Source organism: uncultured Stenotrophomonas sp., from assembly GCF_945952405.1.
GTDB lineage: Bacteria > Pseudomonadota > Gammaproteobacteria > Xanthomonadales > Xanthomonadaceae > Stenotrophomonas.
On the sequence record NZ_CAMFIA010000027.1, the window covers coordinates 1 to 19211 of the forward strand.

Genomic DNA, 19211 nt, shown 5'->3' on the forward strand with positions numbered 1-19211 from the left:
CCGCGAAGGCGGCCGTACCGTCGGCGCCGGCGTGGTCTCGAAGATCATCGAGTAATCTGCTAGTATCTGCGCCCCGATGTTGCCTGGGTAGGGCATCGGGGCGTATCAAATGGGAAAGCAGGCACAGGATGTGCCTTGTGTTCCCCGGACCAGGAAGGGTCAATGCCATTCAGGCGGCGTCAACAGGCGACTGTTGACAGCTGCCTTGCGTGCCATTATGCTTCTACGTCTGGGCAGGCCGGGAAACTGGTCTGCCTACGTTTTTGAGGTCTACGGATTGACCTTGGCGGCCTGCAGGAGTGCGGGCCGTCCGTATTCAGGAATTTCATGGGACAAAGCAACCCAGAGGCTTTGTCTGTCGCTCTTTTAACGAAGGAACCTACCGCCATGGCGGACCAAAAGATCCGGATCCGGCTGAAAGCGTTCGATCATCGTCTGATCGACCGTTCGGCCAGCGAGATCGTTGAAACGGCAAAGCGGACCGGCGCGCAAGTGCGTGGCCCGATCCCGCTGCCGACCAAGATCGAGCGTTACACCGTTCTCGTCTCCCCGCACGTCGACAAGGACGCGCGTGACCAGTACGAGACCCGCACGCACAAGCGCGTGCTCGATATCGTTGACCCGAATGACAAGACCGTGGACGCGCTGATGAAGCTCGAACTGGCTGCCGGCGTCGACGTTCAGATCAAGCTGACCTGAGGACTACGACCATGACGAAGAAGTATTCGTTGGGCTTCGTGGGCCGCAAGGCTGGCATGAGCCGCGTGTTCACCGAAGATGGCCGTTCCATCCCGGTGACCCTGATCGAAGCAACCCCGAACCGCATCGCGCAGATCAAGACCGTCGAAACCGACGGCTACAGCGCCGTGCAGGTGACCGTCGGCGCGCGTCGCGCTGCCCTGGTCAACAAGCCGGAAGCCGGCCACTTCGCCAAGGCGAAGGTGGAAGCGGGTCGTGGCCTGTGGGAATTCCGCGTTGAAGACGCGCAGCTCGGCGATTTCGCCGTTGGCGGCGAAGTCAAGGCGGACATCTTCGAAGTCGGCCAGATCGTCGACGTCCAGGGTGTCACCAAGGGTAAGGGCTTCCAGGGCACCATCAAGCGCCACAACTTCCGTATGGGCGATGCAACCCACGGTAACTCGCTGTCGCATCGCGCGCCGGGTTCGCTGGGTCAGCGCCAGACCCCGGGTCGCGTTTTCCCGGGCAAGAAGATGTCGGGCCATATGGGCGCGGTGCAGCAGAGCACCCAGAACCTGGAAGTGGTCAAGGTCGACGTCGAGCGCGGTCTGATCGCGGTTCGCGGCGCCGTTCCGGGCGCGGCGGGTGGCGATGTGATCGTCCGTCCGGCGAGCAAGGCATAAGGAGAGATGACGATGGAACTCGTTATCACGGGTAGCAACAACAAGGTCTCGGTCTCCGAAGCCGTGTTCGGTCGCGATTTCAGCGAAGATCTGGTCCACCAGGTCGTCGTTGCTTACCGCAACGCCGGTCGCGCCGGCACCAAGGCACAGAAGACTCGCTCCGAAGTGGCTGGTACCACCAAGAAGTCGAAGAAGCAGAAGGGCGGCGGCGCGCGTCATGGCGCACTGACGGCTCCGATCTTCGTCGGCGGCGGTGTCACCTTCGCGGCCAAGCCGCGCAGCTTCGAGCAGAAGGTCAATCGTAAGCAGTACCGTGCCGCCATGTGCGCGATCCTGTCCGAGCTGAACCGTCAGGGCCGTCTGACCATCGTGGAGGCCTTCGATGTCGAAGCCACCAGCACGAAGGGTCTGATCGCCAAGCTGGCCGGCCTGGAAGTGGGCAAGCGCCCGCTGATCGTCACCGAAGAAGCGTCCGAGCACCTGTACCTGTCCGCCCGCAATCTGCCGTACGTGCAGGTGCGTGACGTCCAGGGCCTGGACCCGGTCTCGCTGGTGGGTGCCGACACGGTCGTCATCACCGCTGACGCGGTCAAGAAGGTCGAGGAGTGGCTGGCATGAACAGCAACGAAAAAATCTTCAGCGTGCTGCGTGCCCCGCGTGTCTCCGAAAAGACCGCGCGCCTGCAGGAACTCTCCAATCAGTATGTCTTCGAAGTTTCGAACGAAGCCACCAAGGCCGATGTAAAGGCCGCGGTTGAGCAGCTGTTCGACGTCAAGGTCGAAGCCGTCAACGTGGTCAACGTCAAGGGCAAGAACAAGTCCTTCCGTAACCGTGCTGGCCGCCGCGGCGATTGGCGCAAGGCGTACGTTCGCCTGGCCGACGGCCAGTCGATCGATGTAACGGCCAAGGCCTGAGGTACATCCCATGCCATTGATGAAATTCAAGCCCACCTCCCCCGGCCGCCGTTCGGCCGTGCGCGTGGTCACCCCCGACCTGCACAAGGGTGCTCCGCACGCCGCGCTGGTCGAGTCGCAGAGCCGCTCGGGTGGTCGTAACCACCATGGCCGCATCACCGTGCGTCACGTCGGTGGTGGTGCCAAGCAGCACTACCGCATCATCGACTTCAAGCGCAACAAGCTGGGCATCCCGGCGCGCGTGGAACGCATCGAATACGATCCGAACCGCACCGCCCACATCGCCCTGCTGTGCTACGTCGACGGTGAGCGTCGCTACATCATCGCCCCGAAGGGCCTGAAGGCTGGTGATCAGGTGATCGCTGGTTCGGACGCCCCGATCAAGGCTGGCAACACCCTGCCGCTGCGCAACATCCCGGTCGGAACCACCATCCACTGCATCGAACTGAAGCCGGGCAAGGGCGCTCAGATCGCTCGCGCCGCTGGTGCGGCCGTGCAGCTGGTGGCCCGTGAAGGCATCTACGCCACCCTGCGCCTGCGCTCGGGTGAAATGCGTAAGGTTCCGGTCGAGTGCTGCGCCACCATCGGCGAAGTCGGCAACGACGAGCACAGCCTGGAAAAGCTGGGCAAGGCCGGTGCCAAGCGCTGGCGCGGCGTCCGCCCGACCGTTCGTGGTGCTGCCATGAACCCGGTTGACCACCCGCACGGTGGTGGTGAGGCGAAGGCCGGCCAGGGTAACCCGCACCCGGTCACCCCGTGGGGTGTCCCGACCAAGGGTTACAAGACGCGCCATAACAAGCGCACTCAGCAGTTCATCGTCCGCGATCGTAGGGGCTAATCGACCATGGCACGTTCACTCAAGAAGGGCCCGTTCGTCGATCACCACCTCGTCAAGAAGGTGGAGGCCGCTGCGGGCAGCAAGAAGCCGATCAAGACCTGGTCGCGCCGTTCGATGATCCTGCCTGACATGGTAGGCGTCACCATTGCCGTGCATAACGGCAAGAACCACATCCCGGTTCTCGTCAACGAGAACATGGTCGGCCACAAGCTCGGCGAATTTGCCATCACCCGGACCTTCAAGGGTCACGGTGGTGACAAGAAGTCGGGCAAGTAAGGAGAGATGACAATGGAAGCGAAAGCCATCCTGCGCACTGCGCGCATCTCCCCGCAGAAGGCTCGTCTGGTCGCTGACCAGGTGCGCGGTCTGCCGGCCGAGCGTGCGGTCAACCTGCTGAAGTTTTCGGACAAGAAGGCTGCCCACCTGATCAAGAAGGTGGTGGAGTCGGCAATTGCCAACGCCGAGAACAACCAGGGCGCCGACGTCGACGAGCTGAAGGTTCAGACCATCATGGTTGATGAAGGTCCGACCCTGAAGCGTTTCATGGCGCGGGCGAAAGGCCGCGGTACCCGCATCCTCAAGCGCACCAGCCACATCACTGTGGTTGTGGGCGCCGCCAAGTAAGCGGATAAGGAAAAGACCATGGGTCATAAAGTTCATCCGATTGGTATCCGCCTCGGCATTTCCAAGGACTGGAACTCCAAGTGGTACGCCAACAAGGCCGAGTTCGCTGGTTACCTGGCAGCCGACCTGAAAGTGCGCGAAATGCTGCGCAAGAAGCTGGCTCAGGCCGGCATCAGCAAGATCCTGATCGAGCGTCCGGCCAAGACCGCTCGCGTGACGATCCACACCGCCCGTCCGGGCGTGGTGATCGGCAAGCGCGGTGAGGACATCGAGAAGCTGCGCAAGGAAGTGAGCGAGATGATGGGCGTCCCGGCGCACATCAACGTCACCGAAGTGCGCAAGCCGGAACTGGACGCGCAGCTCGTTGCCGAGTCGATCGCCCAGCAGCTGGAGCGTCGCATCATGTTCCGCCGCGCCATGAAGCGCTCGGTCGGCAACGCGATGCGCCTGGGTGCCCTGGGCATCAAGGTCAACGTTGGTGGCCGCCTCAACGGTGCTGAAATCGCCCGTTCGGAGTGGTACCGCGAAGGCCGCGTGCCGCTGCACACCCTGCGTGCCGACATCGACTATGGCTTCGCTGAAGCCAAGACGACCTACGGCATCATCGGCATCAAGGTCTGGATCTACAAGGGCGAGGTCTTTGATTTCTCCCAGGTTGGCCAGGAAAAGCAGGACGACACCCCGTCGCGCAACGATCGTCACGATCGCGGCGACCGCGGTGACCGTCAGCGCCCGGCCCGTGAAGCGAGGTAACGACAATGTTGCAACCCAAGCGAACCAAGTACCGCAAGGTGCACAAGGGCCGTAACGACGGCCTGAGCTGGAGCGCCAACGCTGTCAGCTTCGGCGAATACGGCCTGAAGGCCACCGCCCACGGTCAGCTGACCGCGCGTCAGATCGAAGCGGCTCGCCGCTCGATCAGCCGCTACGTCAAGCGCGGCGGCAAGATGTGGATCCGTGTGTTCCCCGACAAGCCCATCACCAAGAAGCCCATCGAAGTTCGAATGGGTTCGGGTAAGGGCAACGTGGAATACTGGGTGGCCCAGATCCAGCCCGGCCGCATGATCTATGAAATCGAGGGTGTTTCCGAGGAAGTGGCACGCGAGGCGTTCCGCCTGGCCGCCGCGAAGCTCTCGGTCACCACCACTTTCGTGACCCGGACGGTGCGCTGATGGATATCAAAACTCTCCGTGAAAAGTCGGCTGACGAACTCAAGGCCCACCTGATCGACCTGCGTAAGGAACAGTTCTCTGTCCGTATGCAGCAGGTCACCGGCCAGCTGCCGAAGACCCACGACATCCGCCGGGTCCGTCGCGAGATTGCTCGCGTCAAGACCCTGCTCGGCAGCACGAAGTAAGGATGGCCGCTATGAGCGACAATACTGAAAACAAGACGCTGCGCACGGTCGAAGGCCGTGTCGTCAGCAACAAGATGGACAAGACGGTTACCGTCCTGGTTGAGCGTCAGGTCAAGCACGCGCTGTACGGCAAGTACATCAAGCGCTCGACCAAGCTGCACGCCCACGATGCCGACAACGCCTGCAAGGAAGGCGATGTCGTCCGCGTGACCGAGATTGCTCCGATGTCCAAGACCAAGAACTGGCGCGTGGTGGAAGTCATCACGCGTGCGGCTGAATAAGGAGTCTGAATCATGATCCAGATGCAGAGCTACCTTGACGTCGCGGACAATTCGGGTGCCAAGCAGGTGATGTGCTTCAAGGTGCTGGGTGGTTCCAAGCGCCGTTACGCCGGCATCGGCGACATCATCAAGGTCACCGTGAAGGATGCAATTCCGCGCGGCAAGGTCAAGAAGGGTGAAGTGTATGACGCCGTCGTGGTGCGTACCCGCAAGGGTGTGCGTCGCGCCGATGGCTCGCTGATCCGCTTCGACGGCAACGCTGCCGTCCTGCTGAACAACAAGCAGGAGCCGATCGGTACCCGTATCTTCGGGCCGGTGACCCGTGAACTTCGTTCGGAGAAGTTCATGAAGATCGTCTCGCTCGCTCCCGAAGTGCTGTGAGCGACAGGAGATAATCATGGCTAACCGTATCAAGAAGGGCGACCAGGTTGTCGTCAACGCTGGCAAGGACAAGGGCAAGCAGGGCGAAGTCGTCCGCGTCGACGGCGACCGTGTGGTCGTCGCCAACGTGAACATCGTCAAGCGCCACACCAAGCCGAACCCGCAGGCAGGTGTTGCCGGCGGCGTGGTCGAGCGCGAAGCTTCGATCCATATCTCCAACGTGAATGTGCTGAACCCGGCTTCGGGCAAGGGCGAACGCGTTGGCTTCAAGGTGCTGGAGGATGGACGCAAACTGCGTGTGTTCCGCTCCAGCGGTGAGGCGCTCGACGCCTGAGGAATGAGAAGATGAGTTCCCGTCTCGAAAAGTTCTACAAGGAAGAAGTGGTGCCGGCGCTGATGAAGCAGTTCGGCTACACCAATCCGATGGAAGTGCCGAAGCTGGTCAAGGTCACCCTGAACATGGGTGTCGGCGAAGCGGCCACCAACAAGAAGATCCTGGAAAACGCCGTCGGCGACATGACCAAGATTTCCGGCCAGAAGCCGGTTGTCACCAAGTCGCGTGTGTCGGTTGCGTCGTTCAAGATCCGTGATGGTTGGCCGATCGGCTGCAAGACCACGCTGCGTCGCCACAAGATGTACGAGTTCCTGGACCGCCTGATCAACATCTCGCTGCCGCGCGTGCGCGACTTCCGTGGTGTTTCCGGTCGTTCCTTCGACGGTCGCGGCAACTTCAACATGGGTGTGAAGGAGCAGATCATCTTCCCGGAAATCGACTTCGACGCCGTCGACGCGATCCGCGGTATGGATATCGCCATCACCACCACTGCGAAGACCGACGCGGAAGCGAAGGCGCTGCTGGCAGCGTTCAAGTTCCCGTTCCGTAACTGATCCGTCGAGGAAACCGAAATGGCAAAGACCTCCATGGTCAACCGCGACATCAAGCGGGAAAAGCTGGCCAAGAAGTACGCTGAGAAGCGTGCTGCTCTGAAGAAGATCGTGTCCTCGGTGGATGCGAGCTACGAAGAGAAGATCGAAGCCGCTACCAAGCTGGCCAAGCTGCCGCGCGATTCGTCGCCGAGCCGCCAGCGCAACCGCTGCGAGCTGTCCGGCCGTCCGCGTGGCGTTTACAGCAAGTTCGGCCTCGGCCGCAACAAGCTGCGTGAAGCCACCATGCGTGGCGACGTCCCGGGCCTGCGCAAGGCCAGCTGGTAATCCCAGCCGGTCCTGCGATCAGGAGCCCTTCCGGGGGCTCCTGAACCGGGGAGGGCAGGCGTTCAGCTTTCCCTCTGCGAAAAAACCCGAAGAGCCCGGCGCAAGTCGGGCTCTTTTGGCGTATACTCCCGCGTCTTGCCCTGCGCAAACGGGGTAGTAGGAGTGGGCCCGTGGCCCGCTGCATCAAGGGACCTGGCCCGTTTCCAGGAGACAACAGATTTTCGCGAAAGCGGATATCGGTGCACTCAAAGGTACTCATATGAGCATGACTGATCCCATCGCCGACCTGCTGGTCCGCATCAAGAATGCGGCCGCGGTTGGCAAGCAGACGGTGAAAGCCCCGTCGTCCAAGATCAAGGTTGCGATCGCCCAGGTCCTGAAGGACGAGGGTTACATCACCGACCTGCGCGTGACCCCGCTGGAAAACAACAAGTCCGAGCTGGAAATCGTGCTGAAGTATTTCGAAGGCAAGCCGGTCATCGCGACCCTGAAGCGCTTCTCGCGTTCGGGCCTGCGCCAGTACCGCGGCAAGAGCGAGCTGCCGAAGGTCATGAACGGCCTGGGTATCTCCATCATTTCCACCTCCAAGGGCATCATGACTGATGCGCAGGCGCGCCAGCTGGGCGTCGGCGGCGAAGTCCTGTGCTTCGTGGCCTAAGGCGAAAGGAGTAGAACTATGTCCCGCGTAGCCAAGAAGCCGATCGACCTGGGTAAGGTTGAACTGAACGTCCAGTCGGACAGCGTCATCGCCAAGGGCCCGAAGGGCACCCTGTCGCTGGCCAAGCCGGCCGGTATTGCCATCAACGTCGACAACGGCGTTGCCACCCTGAGCGCCGAGAGCGCCGAGCTGGTCGCACTGACCGGTACCGTGCGTGCGATCCTGGCCAACATGGTCAAGGGCGTGTCCGAAGGCTTCGAGCGCAAGCTGGAGCTGGTCGGCGTGGGTTACCGCGCTGCCATGCAGGGCAAGGACCTGAGCCTGTCGCTGGGCTTCTCGCACCCGGTCGTGTTCGTGGCGCCGGAAGGCATCACCATCACCACCCCGACCCAGACCGAGATCCTGGTCCAGGGCGCTGACAAGCAGGTCGTCGGTGAAGTCGCCGCCAAGATCCGTGCGTTCCGCAAGCCGGAACCGTACAAGGGCAAGGGCGTGAAGTACTCCGACGAAGTCATCATCCGTAAGGAAGCCAAGAAGGCCTAATTAGGTCCTTCCGCTTTCAAGGGAAAATCAAAATGAACAAGAACATCGCCCGCCTGCGTCGCGCCAAGTCGACCCGCGCCCACATCCGTGAGCTCGGCGTCGCCCGCCTGTCGGTGCTGCGCACCGGCCAGCACCTGTACGCCCAGGTCTTCACCGCCGACGGTTCCAAGGTGCTGGCTGCTGCCAACACCACCCAGACCGACGTCATGGAAGGCCTGAAGAACGGCAAGAACGCCGATGCCGCTGCCAAGGTTGGCCGCATCGTCGCCGAGCGCGCCAAGGCCGCCGGCGTCGAGAAGGTTGCCTTCGATCGTTCGGGCTACCGCTACCACGGCCGCATCAAGGCCCTGGCAGAAGCCGCCCGCGAAGCCGGCCTGCAGTTCTAAGGGATAAGGGCAGGGGACCCTGGGTCTCCTGCCCGCCTGCTCGCCAGCCTGAGTGAGGCTGGACGGCGCCGCTCTTCTGCAGCGGCCCACCGGAACAATGCGTCACTCCACAACCATAAGCGGCCTCGAGCCGTACATACCCAAACTACCAAGGAATCAAAATGGCAGAAGAGCGTCAGCAGCGGGGTCGCGATCGCGACCGTAACCGCGAAGAGAAAGTCGACGACGGCATGATCGAAAAGCTGGTCGCGGTCAACCGCGTCAGCAAGACCGTCAAGGGTGGCCGCCAGTTCACCTTCACCGCCCTGACCGTGGTCGGCGACGGCGAAGGCAAGGTCGGTTTCGGCTATGGCAAGGCCCGCGAAGTGCCGGTCGCCATCCAGAAGTCGATGGAACAGGCTCGCAAGAACCTGGTCAGCGTTGACCTGAACAACGGCACCCTGTGGCACACCATCAAGGATGGTCACGGCGCAGCCCGCGTGTTCATGCAGCCGGCTTCGGAAGGTACTGGCGTCATCGCCGGCGGTGCCATGCGCGCCGTGCTGGAAGCCGTTGGCGTGAAGAACGTGCTGGCCAAGGCCACCGGTTCGCGCAACCCGATCAACCTGGTGCGTGCCACCGTGAAGGGCCTGTCTGCTGCGCAGTCGCCGGCTCGCATCGCGGCCAAGCGCGGCAAGAAGGTGGAGGAACTCAACCATGGCTAATGAGTCCAACAAGACTGTGAAGGTGCGCCTGGTGCGCGGCCTGCGTGGTGCTCAGTCGCGTCACCGCCTGTCGGTGCGTGCTCTGGGTCTGAACAAGCTCAACGATGTGCGTGAACTGAAGGACAGCCCGCAGGTTCGCGGCCTGATCAACACCGTTCACTACCTCGTCAAGGTTGAGGAGTAATCGATCATGACTCTGCGTCTCAATGAACTGAGCCCGGCACCGGGCGCCCGCACCGAGCGCACCCGCGTCGGTCGCGGTATCGGCTCGGGCCTGGGCAAGACTGCCGGCCGCGGCCACAAGGGTTCGTTCGCCCGTAAGGGTGGCGGCAAGATCAAGGCTGGCTTCGAAGGCGGCCAGACCCCCATGCAGCGTCGTCTGCCGAAGATCGGCTTCCGTTCGCCGATCGCCAAGGACACCGCTGAAGTGCTGCTGTACGCGCTGGACAAGCTGCCGGCCGGTGAGATCGACTTCGCCGCCCTGCGTGCTGCCAAGCTGGTGCCGAGCACTGCAAAGAAGGCCAAGGTCGTCGTCAAGGGCGAAGTGACCAAGGCGTTCACCCTGAAGGGTATTGCTGCCACGGCTGGTGCCAAGGCCGCGATCGAAGCTGCCGGCGGCAGCGTAACGGAGTAAGAAAATCATGGCGCAAGCTGGCATCGGTAACCTCGCGGGCGGAATGGGCAAGTTCACTGAACTTCGCCAACGTTTGCTGTTCGTCGTCGGGGCTTTGATCGTCTATCGCATCGGCTGCTACGTGCCGGTGCCGGGCGTCAATCCCGATGCCATGCTTGCCATGATGCAACAGCAGGGCGGCGGCATCGTGGACATGTTCAACATGTTCTCGGGCGGCGCCCTGCACCGTTTCAGCATCTTCGCGCTGAACGTGATGCCGTACATTTCGGCATCGATCGTGATGCAGCTGGCCGTGCACATCTTCCCCGCCCTGAAGGCGATGCAGAAGGAAGGTGAGTCCGGCCGCCGCAAGATCACCCAGTATTCGCGCATCGGCGCCGTGCTGCTGGCAGTGGTGCAGGGCGGTTCGATCGCGCTGGCCCTGCAGGGCCAGGTCTCGCCGTCGGGCGCTCCGGTCGTGTACGCGCCGGGCATGGGCTTCGTGCTCACCGCCGTGGTCGCGCTGACCGCCGGCACCATGTTCCTGATGTGGGTCGGTGAGCAGGTCACCGAGCGCGGCATCGGCAACGGCGTGTCGCTGATCATCTTCGCCGGTATCGTGGCCGGCCTGCCGGGTGCGGTCATCCACACCTTCGACGCCTACCGCGACGGTAACATCCAGTTCATCCAGCTGCTGCTGATCGCCATCGTCGTGCTCGCCTTCACCTTCTTCGTGGTGTTCGTCGAGCGTGGCCAGCGCCGGATCACGGTCAACTACGCGCGCCGCCAGGGCGGTCGCAACGCGTACATGAACCAGACCTCGTTCCTGCCGCTGAAGCTCAACATGGCCGGCGTCATCCCGGCGATCTTCGCCTCGAGCCTGCTGGCCTTCCCGGCTACCCTGGCCATGTGGTCCGGCCAGGCCGCGAACCAGAGCAGCTTCGGCCAGGTCCTGCAGAAGGTCGCCAACGCACTGGGCCCGGGCGAGCCGCTGCACATGATCGTGTTCGCTGCGCTGATCACCGGTTTCGCGTTCTTCTATACCGCGCTGGTGTTCAACTCGCAGGAAACCGCCGACAACCTGAAGAAGTCGGGCGCGCTGATTCCGGGCATCCGTCCGGGCAAGGCCACCGCCGACTACATCGACGGCGTGCTGACCCGCCTGACCGCAGCCGGTTCGGCGTACCTGGTGATCGTCTGCCTGCTGCCGGAACTGATGCGCACGCAGCTGAACGCCTCGTTCTACTTCGGCGGTACTTCGCTGCTGATCGTGGTGGTGGTGGTGATGGACTTCATCGCCCAGGTGCAGGCGCACCTGATGTCCCACCAGTACGAGAGCCTGTTGAAGAAGGCCAACCTGAAGGGCGGCAACCGCGGCGGCTTTGCCCGCGGCTGACAGGCCTGTTATACTTTCGTCTTCCTGACGTGATGGTCCCTCCGCTTCGCGGACTTCGGCCACACAAACGAAGGGCGGCCCCCGCAGCGGTTCCGGGTGGGGGTGTGGTGAGGTGGTCCCGCGCTGGAGTAGCGCGGGCGGCCCCGGGGGAAACCCCAGGTCCAACCCCATCCGGCGCCGGAGCCTGGGCACACTCCCCAGGCCGGGTTCATGAAACCAATGGTTTCACGGGCTTCCATGTAAACCGGAACCTTGTTAGTATCGCTAGTTCACTTTTTTGATCCATCCTGCCGGATTGGCGTGCCCGAGGCGCGCTGTCGGCCATCACTCAGCTGGAGAACCGCGTCATGGCGCGTATTGCAGGCGTCAACCTGCCAGCCCAGAAGCACGTCTGGGTCGGGTTGCAAAGCATTTACGGCATCGGCCGTACCCGTTCGAAGAAGGTCTGCGAAGTCGCAGGCGTTGCTTCGACCACCAAGATCCGCGATCTGTCGGAGCCGGAAATCGAGCGCCTGCGCGCCGAAGTCGGCAAGTACATCGTGGAAGGCGATCTGCGCCGTGAGATCGGCATCGCGATCAAGCGCCTGATGGACCTGGGCTGCTACCGCGGCCTGCGTCACCGTCGTGGCCTCCCGCTGCGTGGCCAGCGCACCCGTACCAACGCCCGCACCCGCAAGGGTCCGCGCAAGGCGATCAAGAAGTAAGGGACCCTGAGAAATGGCTAAGCCCGCTGCTAAGACCAAGAAGAAGATCAAGCGCGTCGTCACCGACGGCGTTGCCCACGTCCACGCTTCGTTCAACAACACCATCGTCACCATCACCGACCGCCAGGGCAACGCTCTGTCGTGGGCAACCTCCGGTGGCGCTGGCTTCCGCGGTTCGCGCAAGTCGACCCCGTTCGCTGCCCAGGTGGCTGCTGAAAAGGCCGGTCGTGCTGCGCTGGACTACGGCGTGAAGTCGCTGGAAGTCCGCATCAAGGGCCCGGGTCCGGGCCGTGAGTCGGCCGTGCGTTCGTTGAACAACGTCGGCTACAAGATCACCAACATCATCGACGTGACGCCCATCCCGCACAACGGGTGCCGTCCGCCGAAGAAGCGTCGCGTCTAAAGGGAGCGATAAGAAATGGCTCGTTATATCGGTCCTACCTGTAAGCTCGCCCGTCGCGAAGGCGCCGACCTGTCCCTGAAGAGCCCGGCGCGTGCGCTGGACTCCAAGTGCAAGCTGGAGCAGAAGCCCGGCCAGCACGGCGCCACTGCCCGCAAGGGCAAGCTGTCCGACTACGCCACCCAGCTGCGTGAAAAGCAGAAGGTCAAGCGTATCTACGGCCTGCTGGAGCGTCAGTTCCGCAACTACTACAAGAAGGCCTCGACCAAGAAGGGCAACACCGGCGAGAACCTGCTGCAGCTGCTGGAAACCCGCCTGGACAACGTCGTCTACCGCATGGGCTTCGCCGTGACCCGTCCGGCTGCCCGTCAGCTGGTGTCGCACCGCGGCGTCACCGTGAATGGCAAGTCGGTCAACCTGGCTTCGTACCAGGTCAAGGCTGGCGACGCCATCGCCCTGTCTGAAAAGGCTGCCAAGCAGCTGCGCGTCCAGGAAGCCCTGACCGTCGCCGCCCAGCATGACCTGAGCCCGTCGTGGGTTGAAGTGGATTCCGGCAAGTTCACCGGCATCTTCAAGGCTGTTCCGGATCGTTCGGATCTGCCTGCGGACATCAACGAAGCGCTGATCGTCGAGCTGTATTCGAAGTAATTCACATTGGAGAGCCCCCGGCGACGGCCGGGGGTTCACTAGGAGAACCCGCAACATGACGGTTACCGCCAACCAGGTTCTGCGTCCTCGCGGTCCGCAGATCGAACGCCTTACCGACACCCGTGCAAAGGTCGTTATCGAACCTTTGGAGCGGGGTTACGGGCATACGCTGGGCAACGCCCTGCGTCGCGTGCTGCTGTCGTCCATCCCGGGCTTCGCCATCACGGAAGTCGAAATCGACGGCGTGTTGCATGAGTACACCACGGTCGAAGGTCTGCAGGAGGACGTGCTCGAAGTCCTGCTGAACCTGAAGGACGTGGCCATCCGTATGCACTCCGGCGACAGCGCCACCCTGTCCCTGTCCAAGCAGGGCCCGGGCGTTGTCACCGCTGCCGACATCAAGGTCGACCACAATGTGGAGATCCTGAACGGCGACCATGTGATCTGCCACCTGACCAAGGACACGGCGATCAACATGCGTCTGAAGATCGAGCGTGGTTTCGGCTACCAGCCGGCTGCCGCGCGTCGTCGTCCGGACGAAGAAACCCGTGCCATCGGCCGCCTGGTCCTGGATGCCTCGTTCTCGCCGGTCCGCCGCGTCGCCTATGCCGTGGAAGCGGCTCGCGTCGAACAGCGCACCGACCTGGACAAGCTGGTCATCGATATCGAGACCAACGGCACCATCGATGCCGAGGAAGCCGTGCGCACCGCCGCCGACATCCTCAGCGATCAGCTGTCGGTGTTCGGTGACTTCACCCACCGCGACCGCGGTGCGGCCAAGCCGGCCAACAACGGCGTGGATCCGGTGCTGCTGCGCCCGATCGACGATCTGGAGCTGACCGTGCGTTCGGCCAACTGTCTGAAGGCTGAAAGCATCTACTACATCGGCGATCTGATCCAGAAGACCGAAGTGGAGCTGCTGAAGACCCCGAACCTGGGCAAGAAGTCGCTCACCGAAATCAAGGAAGTGCTGGCCCAGCGTGGCCTGTCGCTTGGCATGAAGCTGGAGAACTGGCCGCCGGCCGGCGTCGCCAGCCACGGCATGCTGGGCTGATAAAGCCCCCTGCTGTACCTGGAGGCTCCACCGGCAACGGTGGAGCCTTCAACCGGTTGTAAGGCCACGACGAACCCAAGGTTCGCGGGCGGGTCGTCCAGGATGGGCGGCCAGGACCATCCGCAGTCCGTGCAGCAACGCCAGGAAGGCGACAACGATCCACACAGCCTCACCATTAACCAAGGAATATCACCATGCGTCACCAGAAGTCTGGCCGTAAGTTCAGCCGCACCAGCGCCCACCGCGAAGCGATGTTCAAGAACATGGCTGCCTCGCTGTTCAAGCACGAGCTGATCAAGACCACCCTGCCGAAGGCCAAGGAACTGCGCCGCGTTGCCGAGCCGCTGATCACCCTGGCCAAGGTCGACTCCGTCGCCAACCGCCGCCTGGCCTTCGCCCGCCTGCGCGACAACGAAGCCGTGGGCAACCTGTTCACCATCCTGGGCCCGCGCTACGCGAACCGTCCGGGCGGCTACCTGCGCCTGCTGAAGTGCGGCTTCCGCGCCGGCGACAACGCGCCGATGGCCTACGTCGAGCTGGTTGACCGTCCGGTCGTGGCCGAGGAAGTGGCCGAGTAATCGGACCGCTCCAACGCGACACAGCGAAAGCCCGGCATCTGCCGGGCTTTTGCGTTTCCGGGGTCGGATCCCTTTCCGCAGGACAGGGCTCTGACCCCATGCAGGCAGTATCGCGGGTCAGAGCCCTTTGCGTGCGCAGAGGGATCTGACCCGCATTGTTCCGACAGGCGTCACCTGTGGCGGTTCGAATGGCGCGCACTCTCGGTTACGCTTGGCGCCTGATCCATTCGAGCGTTGACGATGAATCCACTGCGTTGGTCGTTCCGCGCCCAGTTCCTGCTGGGCTTCCTGATCTGCGCGGGCCTGCTCGGCTACGCCATCTTCCTGCAGTTGAAGATGGGCCTGGAACCGTGCCCGTTGTGCATCTTCCAGCGCCTGGCCTTCGCCGCGCTCGGCCTGCTGTTCCTGATCGGTGCGCTGCACGGGCCGTCCAACCGCCCGGGGCGTGCGACCTACGGCGTGCTGGCCTTCATTGCAGCGGCCGTGGGCGTCGGCATTGCCGCACGCCATGTCTACGTGCAGATGCTGCCGCCGGAGATGGGCGCGACCTGCGGCCCGCCGCTGAGCTTCCTGCGCGAGACCATGGGGCCGCTGGAGGTGTTCCGCACCGTGCTGACCGGCACCGGCAACTGCGGCAACATCGATTGGACCTTCCTCGGCCTGACCATGCCGATGTGGTCGGGCGTGTGGTTCGTTGTGCTGGCGCTGTGGGCGCTGGCGGTATCGCTGCGCCGGGTCAAGCGCTGAGAGCGAAACGGGGTCGGATCCCTTTGCATCGCAAAGGGATCCGACCCCTGTCTTCTCAGAAATCCTGCTGCAGGCTCAGGTAGGCGCCGCGGCGCGGTCCCCACTGCGGGGCGAATACGCCGACGCCGCCGCCATCGCGCAGCGGGTAGCTGCGGTCCAGGGCATTGATCAGCGCCAGCTGCACATGCAGCGGATGACCGCTGTCGGCATTGAAGTCATGCCCGGCGCTCAGGTTCATCTGCAGGTAGGACGGCAGCTCGCCGCCATTGGGCACGCCTTCGATGTCCGAACGCAGGCCGCTGCCGAACACGTAGTTGGCACCGATCCGGTTGTGGCCGGCGAAGGCATAGCTGAAGCCGCCGGATGAGGTCAGCTTCTGGTCGTGGTCGAGATGGATCCAATGGTCGGCCACGTAGGCCAGCGCATCAGGATCCAGGTTGTACTGGCCGGTGATGACCTGGGTGCCGATCGCCTTGTTGTACGCCGCGTTGAAGTAGGCGCTGAAGGGCCCGTTGCTGTAGTCGGCACTGAACTCCAGGCCACGGATGTGGCCGCGGCGATAGTTGAAGGTCGAGTAGATGTAGGCGGCGCCGAACTGGCCTTCATCCTGCAGCCGTGCGACGCGGCGGTCGTAGGCATCCAGGCCCAGGGTCAGGTGTTCGCCCAGCTGCTGGGAGACGCCGATGTCGTAGTAGTCGCTGCGCTCGGCCAGTGGCGTGTTGTTGCCACCACTGGGCTGCTGGTTGCTGGTGCCGTCATACAGGGCGATGTCGCTGCTGGCGATCAGCTCGCTGGCCGGTGGCGTGAAGTAGCGCGAGTAGCCCGCATGCACGGTGGTGCTTGCGCTGGCATTCCAGACCACGCCGAGGCGCGGACTGAGCTGGCCCTCGCTGCGGCCGAAGGCCTTGTAGCGGTCACCGCGCAGGCCGTAGTTCACGGTCCAGTCGTCGCCGATCTTCCATTCGTCCTGCACGTACAGCGCCAGCGTACTGGCGTGGAAGGCGCTGCGATCGGGGATCAGCAGTGGCGTGGTGCTGGACTGCTGGCCATTCCCATCGACCGGGAACACCCAGCTGTTGGTGCTGGCCCGTGCATTCTCATAGTTGCCGTACAGGCCATAGCGCAGTGTGTGGTCGCTGCCCAGCGGCGTGGAGAAGTCGGCCTGCAGCGTGTTGGCGCGGTTGCTGCGCTGTACCTGCGAGGCAACCCCGCTGAACACCAGGTCGCCCACCACGTCGGGGTTGAACGCCACATCGCTGTAGCGCTGCCCGGCCGACAGCTGGTAGGCGGTCGCGCCCAGCGTGCCCTGCAGTACCAGCATGCCGAAACGGGTGGTCTCGCGCTGGGTCTCATCCAGCTGGCTGGAGTCGAAAGTGGTGGTATCCAGATAGCCGAACTGCGGCGTCTGGCCCGGGTTGACCGGAATCTGGAAGCGGTTGTTGGCGAAGCCGGCGAACACGCTCAGGCGGGTGTTCTCGTTGACCAGGTAAGTGAGGTCGGCGAACGCCTTGCCCTGATGGGTATCGTCATGCAGCGGCCTGCGCGAGGCGGTGGGGTTTTCCAGGCCGACCTCGTTCTGGTCGTAGTTGCCGGTCAGGAACCAGCTCCAGCGTCCCTGGTTGCCCCACCACGAGGCATTCGGATTGACCTTGCCGAACGAGCCTGCGGTCAGCCCGGCACTGCCGCCGTTGCCAAGCTCGGCGCCGCTGCGGGTGGTGATGTCGACCACCGCCGCGGTGCGCTCGCCGAACTGCGCCGGCAGCGCACCGTCCATCAGGCGGATGCTCTTGATCGTGCGCGCGTCCAGGGTCTGGCCGAAGCCGGAGATCGATTCCGGCAGCAGCACGCCATTGATGCGGTACTGCAGGTTGGCGTGGTCGCCGCGCACATGCACGCCGCCATAGGAATCCTGGACCACGCCCGGGGCCTGCAGCAGCACCTGGCTGAGGGGCGCCGACGCACCCAGGGGCTGCTTCTGGATGTCCTCCGCGGTGATCTGGTACTGGCTGCTGCCGATGTCCGGCGACAGTGCATTGCGGGCCTGGTCGAGCTGGGCACTGACGGTGACCGTGTCCAGCTCCTTGACCGCTGGCCGGGCATCGTCGGCGGCCGCTGCAGAGGCGGGGAGGCTGGCCAGGGCCAGGGCGAGGGTGATGCCGGTAGCGAGGGGCGAGGGCTTCATCGTGGGAGAGGTGATGGCGAGGCGTGGAAGGGGCCGGTCCATGACATGCGAGTGTTACTCCGTAACAAATCATGCGCCTGTCCCAAGCGGCTGACCATGCTGGATCTGGCCGCTCGCGAGGGCCTTTCCCTGCCGTTCAGGCGGCTGCCCCGGCCCGGTTGGGCCTTTGCCTCGGCGGCCGGCTCTGCGACCATGACGGCCCCCCTCCCGGAAGTCTGCAATGAGCCTGTCCGCCGTTCCGCCCGTCCCCGATCCCGCTGCGACCACCGCTGGTGCCGCCTGGTCGCCGGAGAGCTGGCGTGGCAAGACCGCGCTGCAGATGCCGACCTATCCCGATCCGGTAGCGCTGGACGCGGCCCTGCACGAGCTCAAGCGGCTGCCACCGCTGGTCACCTCGTGGGAGATCCTGGCGCTGAAGCAGCAGTTGGCCGAGGCCCAGGAAGGCAAGCGCTTCCTGCTGCAGGGTGGCGACTGCGCGGAGAATTTCAGCGACTGCGAGTCGGGCACCATCTCCAACCGGTTGAAGGTGTTGCTGCAGATGAGCCTGGTGCTGGTCCACGGCCTGCGCCAGCCGGTGATCCGTGTCGGTCGTTTCGCCGGCCAGTACGCCAAGCCGCGCTCGGCCGATACCGAGACCCGCGACGGCGTGACCCTGCCCAGCTACCGCGGTGATGTGATCAACGCGCCGGCATTCACCGAGGCCGCGCGCCTGCCGGATCCGAAGCGGATGCTGCAGGCCCACGCGCATTCGGCGATGACGATGAACTTCGTGCGTGCGCTGATCGATGGTGGTTTCGCCGACCTTCACCACCCCGAATACTGGAACCTGGAATGGGTGCGGCATTCGCCGCTGGCCGCCGAGTACCAGAAGATGGTGGCGTCGATCGGCGATGCGGTGCATTTCATGGAGACCCTGGCCGGGGCCCGCGTGCACAACCTCAACCGCATCGATTTCTATACCTCGCACGAAGCGCTGCTGCTGCCCTATGAGCAGGCGCTGACCCGGCAGGTGCCGCGCCAGCAGGGGTGGTTGAACCTGAGCACGCATTACCCGTGGATCGGCATGCGCACCGCGGCACTCGATGGCGCGCACGTGGAATACCTGCGCGGCGTGCGCAACCCGATCGCGATCAAGGTCGGGCCGTCGGTGACGCCGGATCAGCTGCTGCGCCTGATCGACGTGCTCAACCCGCATGACGAACCGGGCCGGTTGAGCTTCATCCACCGCATGGGCGCGGCGCAGATCGCGGAGAAGCTGCCGCCGCTGCTGGATGCAGTCAAGCGCGATGGCCGCCGCGTGCTGTGGGTCTGCGATGCGATGCATGGCAATACCGAGAGCACCGCCAACGGCTTCAAGACGCGCCGCTTCGACAACGTCCGCGGCGAAGTGGAGATGTCGTTCGACCTGCATGCGGCCGCCGGCACGCGCCTGGGCGGCGTGCACCTGGAGCTGACCGGGGAGGATGTGACCGAATGCACCGGTGGCGCGCGCGAATTGACCGAGCGCGACCTGGAGCGTGCCTACCGCTCCACGGTGGATCCGCGATTGAACTACGAGCAGTCGCTGGAGATCGCGATGGCGATCGTGCGCAAGCAGGAGCAGGTTCGGTAAGGGGGTTGCGGCAGGGCT

30 protein-coding genes are annotated in these 19211 nt (G+C 63.7%); 29 read left to right on the forward strand and 1 reads right to left on the reverse strand.

The window, feature by feature from the left end; genetic code table 11:
- The first annotated feature begins 387 nt into the window (after nucleotides 1–387).
- From rpsJ to Q0P60_RS18955, 28 genes are all read left to right on the forward strand, one after another.
- A complete protein-coding gene (gene rpsJ, locus Q0P60_RS18820; protein WP_005408208.1) occupies nucleotides 388–699 on the forward strand; it encodes a 30S ribosomal protein S10 in 312 nt (103 codons plus the stop codon).
- Nucleotides 700–710: 11 nt separating this feature from the next.
- The gene (gene rplC, locus Q0P60_RS18825; RefSeq protein ID WP_004145336.1) at nucleotides 711–1361 is read left to right on the forward strand and encodes a 50S ribosomal protein L3; all 651 of its coding nucleotides are present in this window, start codon (nucleotides 711–713) and stop codon (nucleotides 1359–1361) included.
- A gap of 12 nt (nucleotides 1362–1373) precedes the next feature.
- On the forward strand, nucleotides 1374–1979 hold the full coding sequence (gene rplD / locus Q0P60_RS18830) for a 50S ribosomal protein L4 (protein ID WP_005415412.1): 606 nt from the start codon (nucleotides 1374–1376) through the stop codon (nucleotides 1977–1979).
- The gene (gene rplW / locus Q0P60_RS18835; RefSeq protein WP_004145338.1) at nucleotides 1976–2275 is read left to right on the forward strand and encodes a 50S ribosomal protein L23; all 300 of its coding nucleotides are present in this window, start codon (nucleotides 1976–1978) and stop codon (nucleotides 2273–2275) included. Before rplD ends, rplW begins: the two co-directional genes overlap by 4 nt.
- A 10-nt stretch (nucleotides 2276–2285) precedes the next feature.
- Nucleotides 2286–3113 carry a 50S ribosomal protein L2 gene (gene rplB / locus Q0P60_RS18840; RefSeq protein WP_004145339.1) on the forward strand — a complete coding sequence of 276 codons (828 nt, stop codon included), beginning with the start codon at nucleotides 2286–2288 and terminating at the stop codon, nucleotides 3111–3113.
- A gap of 6 nt (nucleotides 3114–3119) precedes the next feature.
- Nucleotides 3120–3389 (forward strand): 30S ribosomal protein S19, encoded by a 270-nt coding sequence (gene rpsS / locus Q0P60_RS18845; protein WP_004154485.1) that lies wholly within the window; start codon nucleotides 3120–3122, stop codon nucleotides 3387–3389.
- A 12-nt stretch (nucleotides 3390–3401) separates the two neighbouring features.
- On the forward strand, nucleotides 3402–3737 hold the full coding sequence (gene rplV, locus Q0P60_RS18850; RefSeq protein WP_004145348.1) for a 50S ribosomal protein L22: 336 nt from the start codon (nucleotides 3402–3404) through the stop codon (nucleotides 3735–3737).
- A gap of 18 nt (nucleotides 3738–3755) precedes the next feature.
- Nucleotides 3756–4490, forward strand: a complete 735-nt coding sequence (gene rpsC, locus Q0P60_RS18855) for a 30S ribosomal protein S3 (RefSeq protein ID WP_004145350.1) — start codon at nucleotides 3756–3758, stop codon at nucleotides 4488–4490.
- 5 nt (nucleotides 4491–4495) lie between these two features.
- Nucleotides 4496–4909, forward strand: a complete 414-nt coding sequence (rplP, locus tag Q0P60_RS18860) for a 50S ribosomal protein L16 (protein ID WP_004154486.1) — start codon at nucleotides 4496–4498, stop codon at nucleotides 4907–4909.
- Nucleotides 4909–5094, forward strand: coding sequence for a 50S ribosomal protein L29 (rpmC, locus tag Q0P60_RS18865; protein ID WP_004154487.1), 186 nt, complete (start codon nucleotides 4909–4911; stop codon nucleotides 5092–5094). Before rplP ends, rpmC begins: the two co-directional genes overlap by 1 nt.
- Before the next feature lie 11 nt (nucleotides 5095–5105).
- Nucleotides 5106–5375 carry a 30S ribosomal protein S17 gene (gene rpsQ / locus Q0P60_RS18870; protein ID WP_053519744.1) on the forward strand — a complete coding sequence of 90 codons (270 nt, stop codon included), beginning with the start codon at nucleotides 5106–5108 and terminating at the stop codon, nucleotides 5373–5375.
- Nucleotides 5376–5387: 12 nt separating this feature from the next.
- Nucleotides 5388–5756 carry a 50S ribosomal protein L14 gene (gene rplN / locus Q0P60_RS18875; protein ID WP_010483978.1) on the forward strand — a complete coding sequence of 123 codons (369 nt, stop codon included), beginning with the start codon at nucleotides 5388–5390 and terminating at the stop codon, nucleotides 5754–5756.
- Nucleotides 5757–5772: 16 nt separating this feature from the next.
- A complete protein-coding gene (rplX, locus tag Q0P60_RS18880) occupies nucleotides 5773–6090 on the forward strand; it encodes a 50S ribosomal protein L24 (RefSeq protein WP_004154490.1) in 318 nt (105 codons plus the stop codon).
- Nucleotides 6091–6101: 11 nt separating this feature from the next.
- The gene (gene rplE / locus Q0P60_RS18885; protein ID WP_079220757.1) at nucleotides 6102–6644 is read left to right on the forward strand and encodes a 50S ribosomal protein L5; all 543 of its coding nucleotides are present in this window, start codon (nucleotides 6102–6104) and stop codon (nucleotides 6642–6644) included.
- A gap of 18 nt (nucleotides 6645–6662) precedes the next feature.
- Complete coding sequence (gene rpsN / locus Q0P60_RS18890; RefSeq protein WP_294997052.1) at nucleotides 6663–6968, forward strand: 30S ribosomal protein S14; 306 nt, start codon at nucleotides 6663–6665, stop codon at nucleotides 6966–6968.
- 259 nt (nucleotides 6969–7227) lie between these two features.
- Nucleotides 7228–7626 (forward strand): 30S ribosomal protein S8, encoded by a 399-nt coding sequence (rpsH, locus tag Q0P60_RS18895; RefSeq protein ID WP_294997054.1) that lies wholly within the window; start codon nucleotides 7228–7230, stop codon nucleotides 7624–7626.
- Nucleotides 7627–7644: 18 nt separating this feature from the next.
- Nucleotides 7645–8169, forward strand: a complete 525-nt coding sequence (gene rplF / locus Q0P60_RS18900) for a 50S ribosomal protein L6 (protein ID WP_294997056.1) — start codon at nucleotides 7645–7647, stop codon at nucleotides 8167–8169.
- 26 nt (nucleotides 8170–8195) lie between these two features.
- On the forward strand, nucleotides 8196–8555 hold the full coding sequence (rplR, locus tag Q0P60_RS18905; RefSeq protein WP_024957318.1) for a 50S ribosomal protein L18: 360 nt from the start codon (nucleotides 8196–8198) through the stop codon (nucleotides 8553–8555).
- 161 nt (nucleotides 8556–8716) lie between these two features.
- The gene (rpsE, locus tag Q0P60_RS18910) at nucleotides 8717–9259 is read left to right on the forward strand and encodes a 30S ribosomal protein S5 (RefSeq protein WP_004145411.1); all 543 of its coding nucleotides are present in this window, start codon (nucleotides 8717–8719) and stop codon (nucleotides 9257–9259) included.
- On the forward strand, nucleotides 9252–9443 hold the full coding sequence (gene rpmD, locus Q0P60_RS18915) for a 50S ribosomal protein L30 (RefSeq protein ID WP_004145412.1): 192 nt from the start codon (nucleotides 9252–9254) through the stop codon (nucleotides 9441–9443). The genes rpsE and rpmD overlap by 8 nt, the downstream gene beginning before the upstream one ends.
- A 6-nt stretch (nucleotides 9444–9449) precedes the next feature.
- Nucleotides 9450–9893: a 50S ribosomal protein L15 gene (rplO, locus tag Q0P60_RS18920; RefSeq protein ID WP_004154498.1), complete on the forward strand. Its 444-nt coding sequence runs from the start codon at nucleotides 9450–9452 to the stop codon at nucleotides 9891–9893.
- Nucleotides 9894–9900: 7 nt separating this feature from the next.
- A complete protein-coding gene (gene secY, locus Q0P60_RS18925) occupies nucleotides 9901–11268 on the forward strand; it encodes a preprotein translocase subunit SecY (RefSeq protein WP_005415420.1) in 1368 nt (455 codons plus the stop codon).
- Between the two features lie 347 nt (nucleotides 11269–11615).
- Entirely contained in the window at nucleotides 11616–11972 is a 357-nt protein-coding gene (rpsM, locus tag Q0P60_RS18930) for a 30S ribosomal protein S13 (RefSeq protein WP_004154500.1), read from the forward strand.
- Nucleotides 11973–11985: 13 nt separating this feature from the next.
- Entirely contained in the window at nucleotides 11986–12375 is a 390-nt protein-coding gene (rpsK, locus tag Q0P60_RS18935; RefSeq protein ID WP_004145443.1) for a 30S ribosomal protein S11, read from the forward strand.
- A 15-nt stretch (nucleotides 12376–12390) separates the two neighbouring features.
- Entirely contained in the window at nucleotides 12391–13020 is a 630-nt protein-coding gene (rpsD, locus tag Q0P60_RS18940) for a 30S ribosomal protein S4 (RefSeq protein WP_004145446.1), read from the forward strand.
- Between the two features lie 55 nt (nucleotides 13021–13075).
- Nucleotides 13076–14074, forward strand: a complete 999-nt coding sequence (gene rpoA, locus Q0P60_RS18945) for a DNA-directed RNA polymerase subunit alpha (RefSeq protein ID WP_005408216.1) — start codon at nucleotides 13076–13078, stop codon at nucleotides 14072–14074.
- Nucleotides 14075–14268: 194 nt separating this feature from the next.
- On the forward strand, nucleotides 14269–14652 hold the full coding sequence (rplQ, locus tag Q0P60_RS18950; RefSeq protein WP_005408217.1) for a 50S ribosomal protein L17: 384 nt from the start codon (nucleotides 14269–14271) through the stop codon (nucleotides 14650–14652).
- A gap of 240 nt (nucleotides 14653–14892) precedes the next feature.
- Nucleotides 14893–15399, forward strand: coding sequence for a disulfide bond formation protein B (locus Q0P60_RS18955; RefSeq protein WP_294997060.1), 507 nt, complete (start codon nucleotides 14893–14895; stop codon nucleotides 15397–15399).
- Between the two features lie 55 nt (nucleotides 15400–15454).
- On the opposite strand, the gene Q0P60_RS18960 is transcribed toward Q0P60_RS18955, so the two are convergent.
- A complete protein-coding gene (locus Q0P60_RS18960; protein ID WP_294997062.1) occupies nucleotides 15455–17581 on the reverse strand; it encodes a TonB-dependent receptor in 2127 nt (708 codons plus the stop codon).
- Nucleotides 17582–17801: 220 nt separating this feature from the next.
- Between Q0P60_RS18960 and Q0P60_RS18965 the strand changes: the two genes are divergently transcribed.
- Entirely contained in the window at nucleotides 17802–19193 is a 1392-nt protein-coding gene (locus Q0P60_RS18965) for a 3-deoxy-7-phosphoheptulonate synthase class II (protein WP_294997063.1), read from the forward strand.
- Nucleotides 19194–19211 lie beyond the last annotated feature (18 nt).

What these genes read in the sequence shown, in the direction of transcription:
- rplW (WP_004145338.1), top strand. Translation starts at nt 1,976, where the DNA reads ATGAACAGCAACGAAAAAATCTTCAGCGTGCTGCGTGCCCCGCGTGTC.
- rpsC (WP_004145350.1), top strand. Translation starts at nt 3,756, where the DNA reads ATGGGTCATAAAGTTCATCCGATTGGTATCCGCCTCGGCATTTCCAAG.
- rplV (WP_004145348.1), top strand. Translation starts at nt 3,402, where the DNA reads ATGGAAGCGAAAGCCATCCTGCGCACTGCGCGCATCTCCCCGCAGAAG.
- rpsN (WP_294997052.1), top strand. Translation starts at nt 6,663, where the DNA reads ATGGCAAAGACCTCCATGGTCAACCGCGACATCAAGCGGGAAAAGCTG.
- rpsJ (WP_005408208.1), top strand. Translation starts at nt 388, where the DNA reads ATGGCGGACCAAAAGATCCGGATCCGGCTGAAAGCGTTCGATCATCGT.
- Q0P60_RS18965 (WP_294997063.1), top strand. Translation starts at nt 17,802, where the DNA reads ATGAGCCTGTCCGCCGTTCCGCCCGTCCCCGATCCCGCTGCGACCACC.
- Q0P60_RS18960 (WP_294997062.1), bottom strand. Translation starts at nt 17,581, where the DNA reads ATGAAGCCCTCGCCCCTCGCTACCGGCATCACCCTCGCCCTGGCCCTG.
- Q0P60_RS18955 (WP_294997060.1), top strand. Translation starts at nt 14,893, where the DNA reads ATGAATCCACTGCGTTGGTCGTTCCGCGCCCAGTTCCTGCTGGGCTTC.
- rpsD (WP_004145446.1), top strand. Translation starts at nt 12,391, where the DNA reads ATGGCTCGTTATATCGGTCCTACCTGTAAGCTCGCCCGTCGCGAAGGC.
- rpsM (WP_004154500.1), top strand. Translation starts at nt 11,616, where the DNA reads ATGGCGCGTATTGCAGGCGTCAACCTGCCAGCCCAGAAGCACGTCTGG.
- rplE (WP_079220757.1), top strand. Translation starts at nt 6,102, where the DNA reads ATGAGTTCCCGTCTCGAAAAGTTCTACAAGGAAGAAGTGGTGCCGGCG.
- secY (WP_005415420.1), top strand. Translation starts at nt 9,901, where the DNA reads ATGGCGCAAGCTGGCATCGGTAACCTCGCGGGCGGAATGGGCAAGTTC.
- rplB (WP_004145339.1), top strand. Translation starts at nt 2,286, where the DNA reads ATGCCATTGATGAAATTCAAGCCCACCTCCCCCGGCCGCCGTTCGGCC.
- rpoA (WP_005408216.1), top strand. Translation starts at nt 13,076, where the DNA reads ATGACGGTTACCGCCAACCAGGTTCTGCGTCCTCGCGGTCCGCAGATC.
- rpsK (WP_004145443.1), top strand. Translation starts at nt 11,986, where the DNA reads ATGGCTAAGCCCGCTGCTAAGACCAAGAAGAAGATCAAGCGCGTCGTC.
- rplC (WP_004145336.1), top strand. Translation starts at nt 711, where the DNA reads ATGACGAAGAAGTATTCGTTGGGCTTCGTGGGCCGCAAGGCTGGCATG.
- rpsS (WP_004154485.1), top strand. Translation starts at nt 3,120, where the DNA reads ATGGCACGTTCACTCAAGAAGGGCCCGTTCGTCGATCACCACCTCGTC.
- rplO (WP_004154498.1), top strand. Translation starts at nt 9,450, where the DNA reads ATGACTCTGCGTCTCAATGAACTGAGCCCGGCACCGGGCGCCCGCACC.
- rpsE (WP_004145411.1), top strand. Translation starts at nt 8,717, where the DNA reads ATGGCAGAAGAGCGTCAGCAGCGGGGTCGCGATCGCGACCGTAACCGC.
- rpsQ (WP_053519744.1), top strand. Translation starts at nt 5,106, where the DNA reads ATGAGCGACAATACTGAAAACAAGACGCTGCGCACGGTCGAAGGCCGT.
- rplF (WP_294997056.1), top strand. Translation starts at nt 7,645, where the DNA reads ATGTCCCGCGTAGCCAAGAAGCCGATCGACCTGGGTAAGGTTGAACTG.
- rplN (WP_010483978.1), top strand. Translation starts at nt 5,388, where the DNA reads ATGATCCAGATGCAGAGCTACCTTGACGTCGCGGACAATTCGGGTGCC.
- rpmD (WP_004145412.1), top strand. Translation starts at nt 9,252, where the DNA reads ATGGCTAATGAGTCCAACAAGACTGTGAAGGTGCGCCTGGTGCGCGGC.
- rpmC (WP_004154487.1), top strand. Translation starts at nt 4,909, where the DNA reads ATGGATATCAAAACTCTCCGTGAAAAGTCGGCTGACGAACTCAAGGCC.
- rplQ (WP_005408217.1), top strand. Translation starts at nt 14,269, where the DNA reads ATGCGTCACCAGAAGTCTGGCCGTAAGTTCAGCCGCACCAGCGCCCAC.
- rplD (WP_005415412.1), top strand. Translation starts at nt 1,374, where the DNA reads ATGGAACTCGTTATCACGGGTAGCAACAACAAGGTCTCGGTCTCCGAA.
- rplP (WP_004154486.1), top strand. Translation starts at nt 4,496, where the DNA reads ATGTTGCAACCCAAGCGAACCAAGTACCGCAAGGTGCACAAGGGCCGT.
- rplX (WP_004154490.1), top strand. Translation starts at nt 5,773, where the DNA reads ATGGCTAACCGTATCAAGAAGGGCGACCAGGTTGTCGTCAACGCTGGC.
- rpsH (WP_294997054.1), top strand. Translation starts at nt 7,228, where the DNA reads ATGAGCATGACTGATCCCATCGCCGACCTGCTGGTCCGCATCAAGAAT.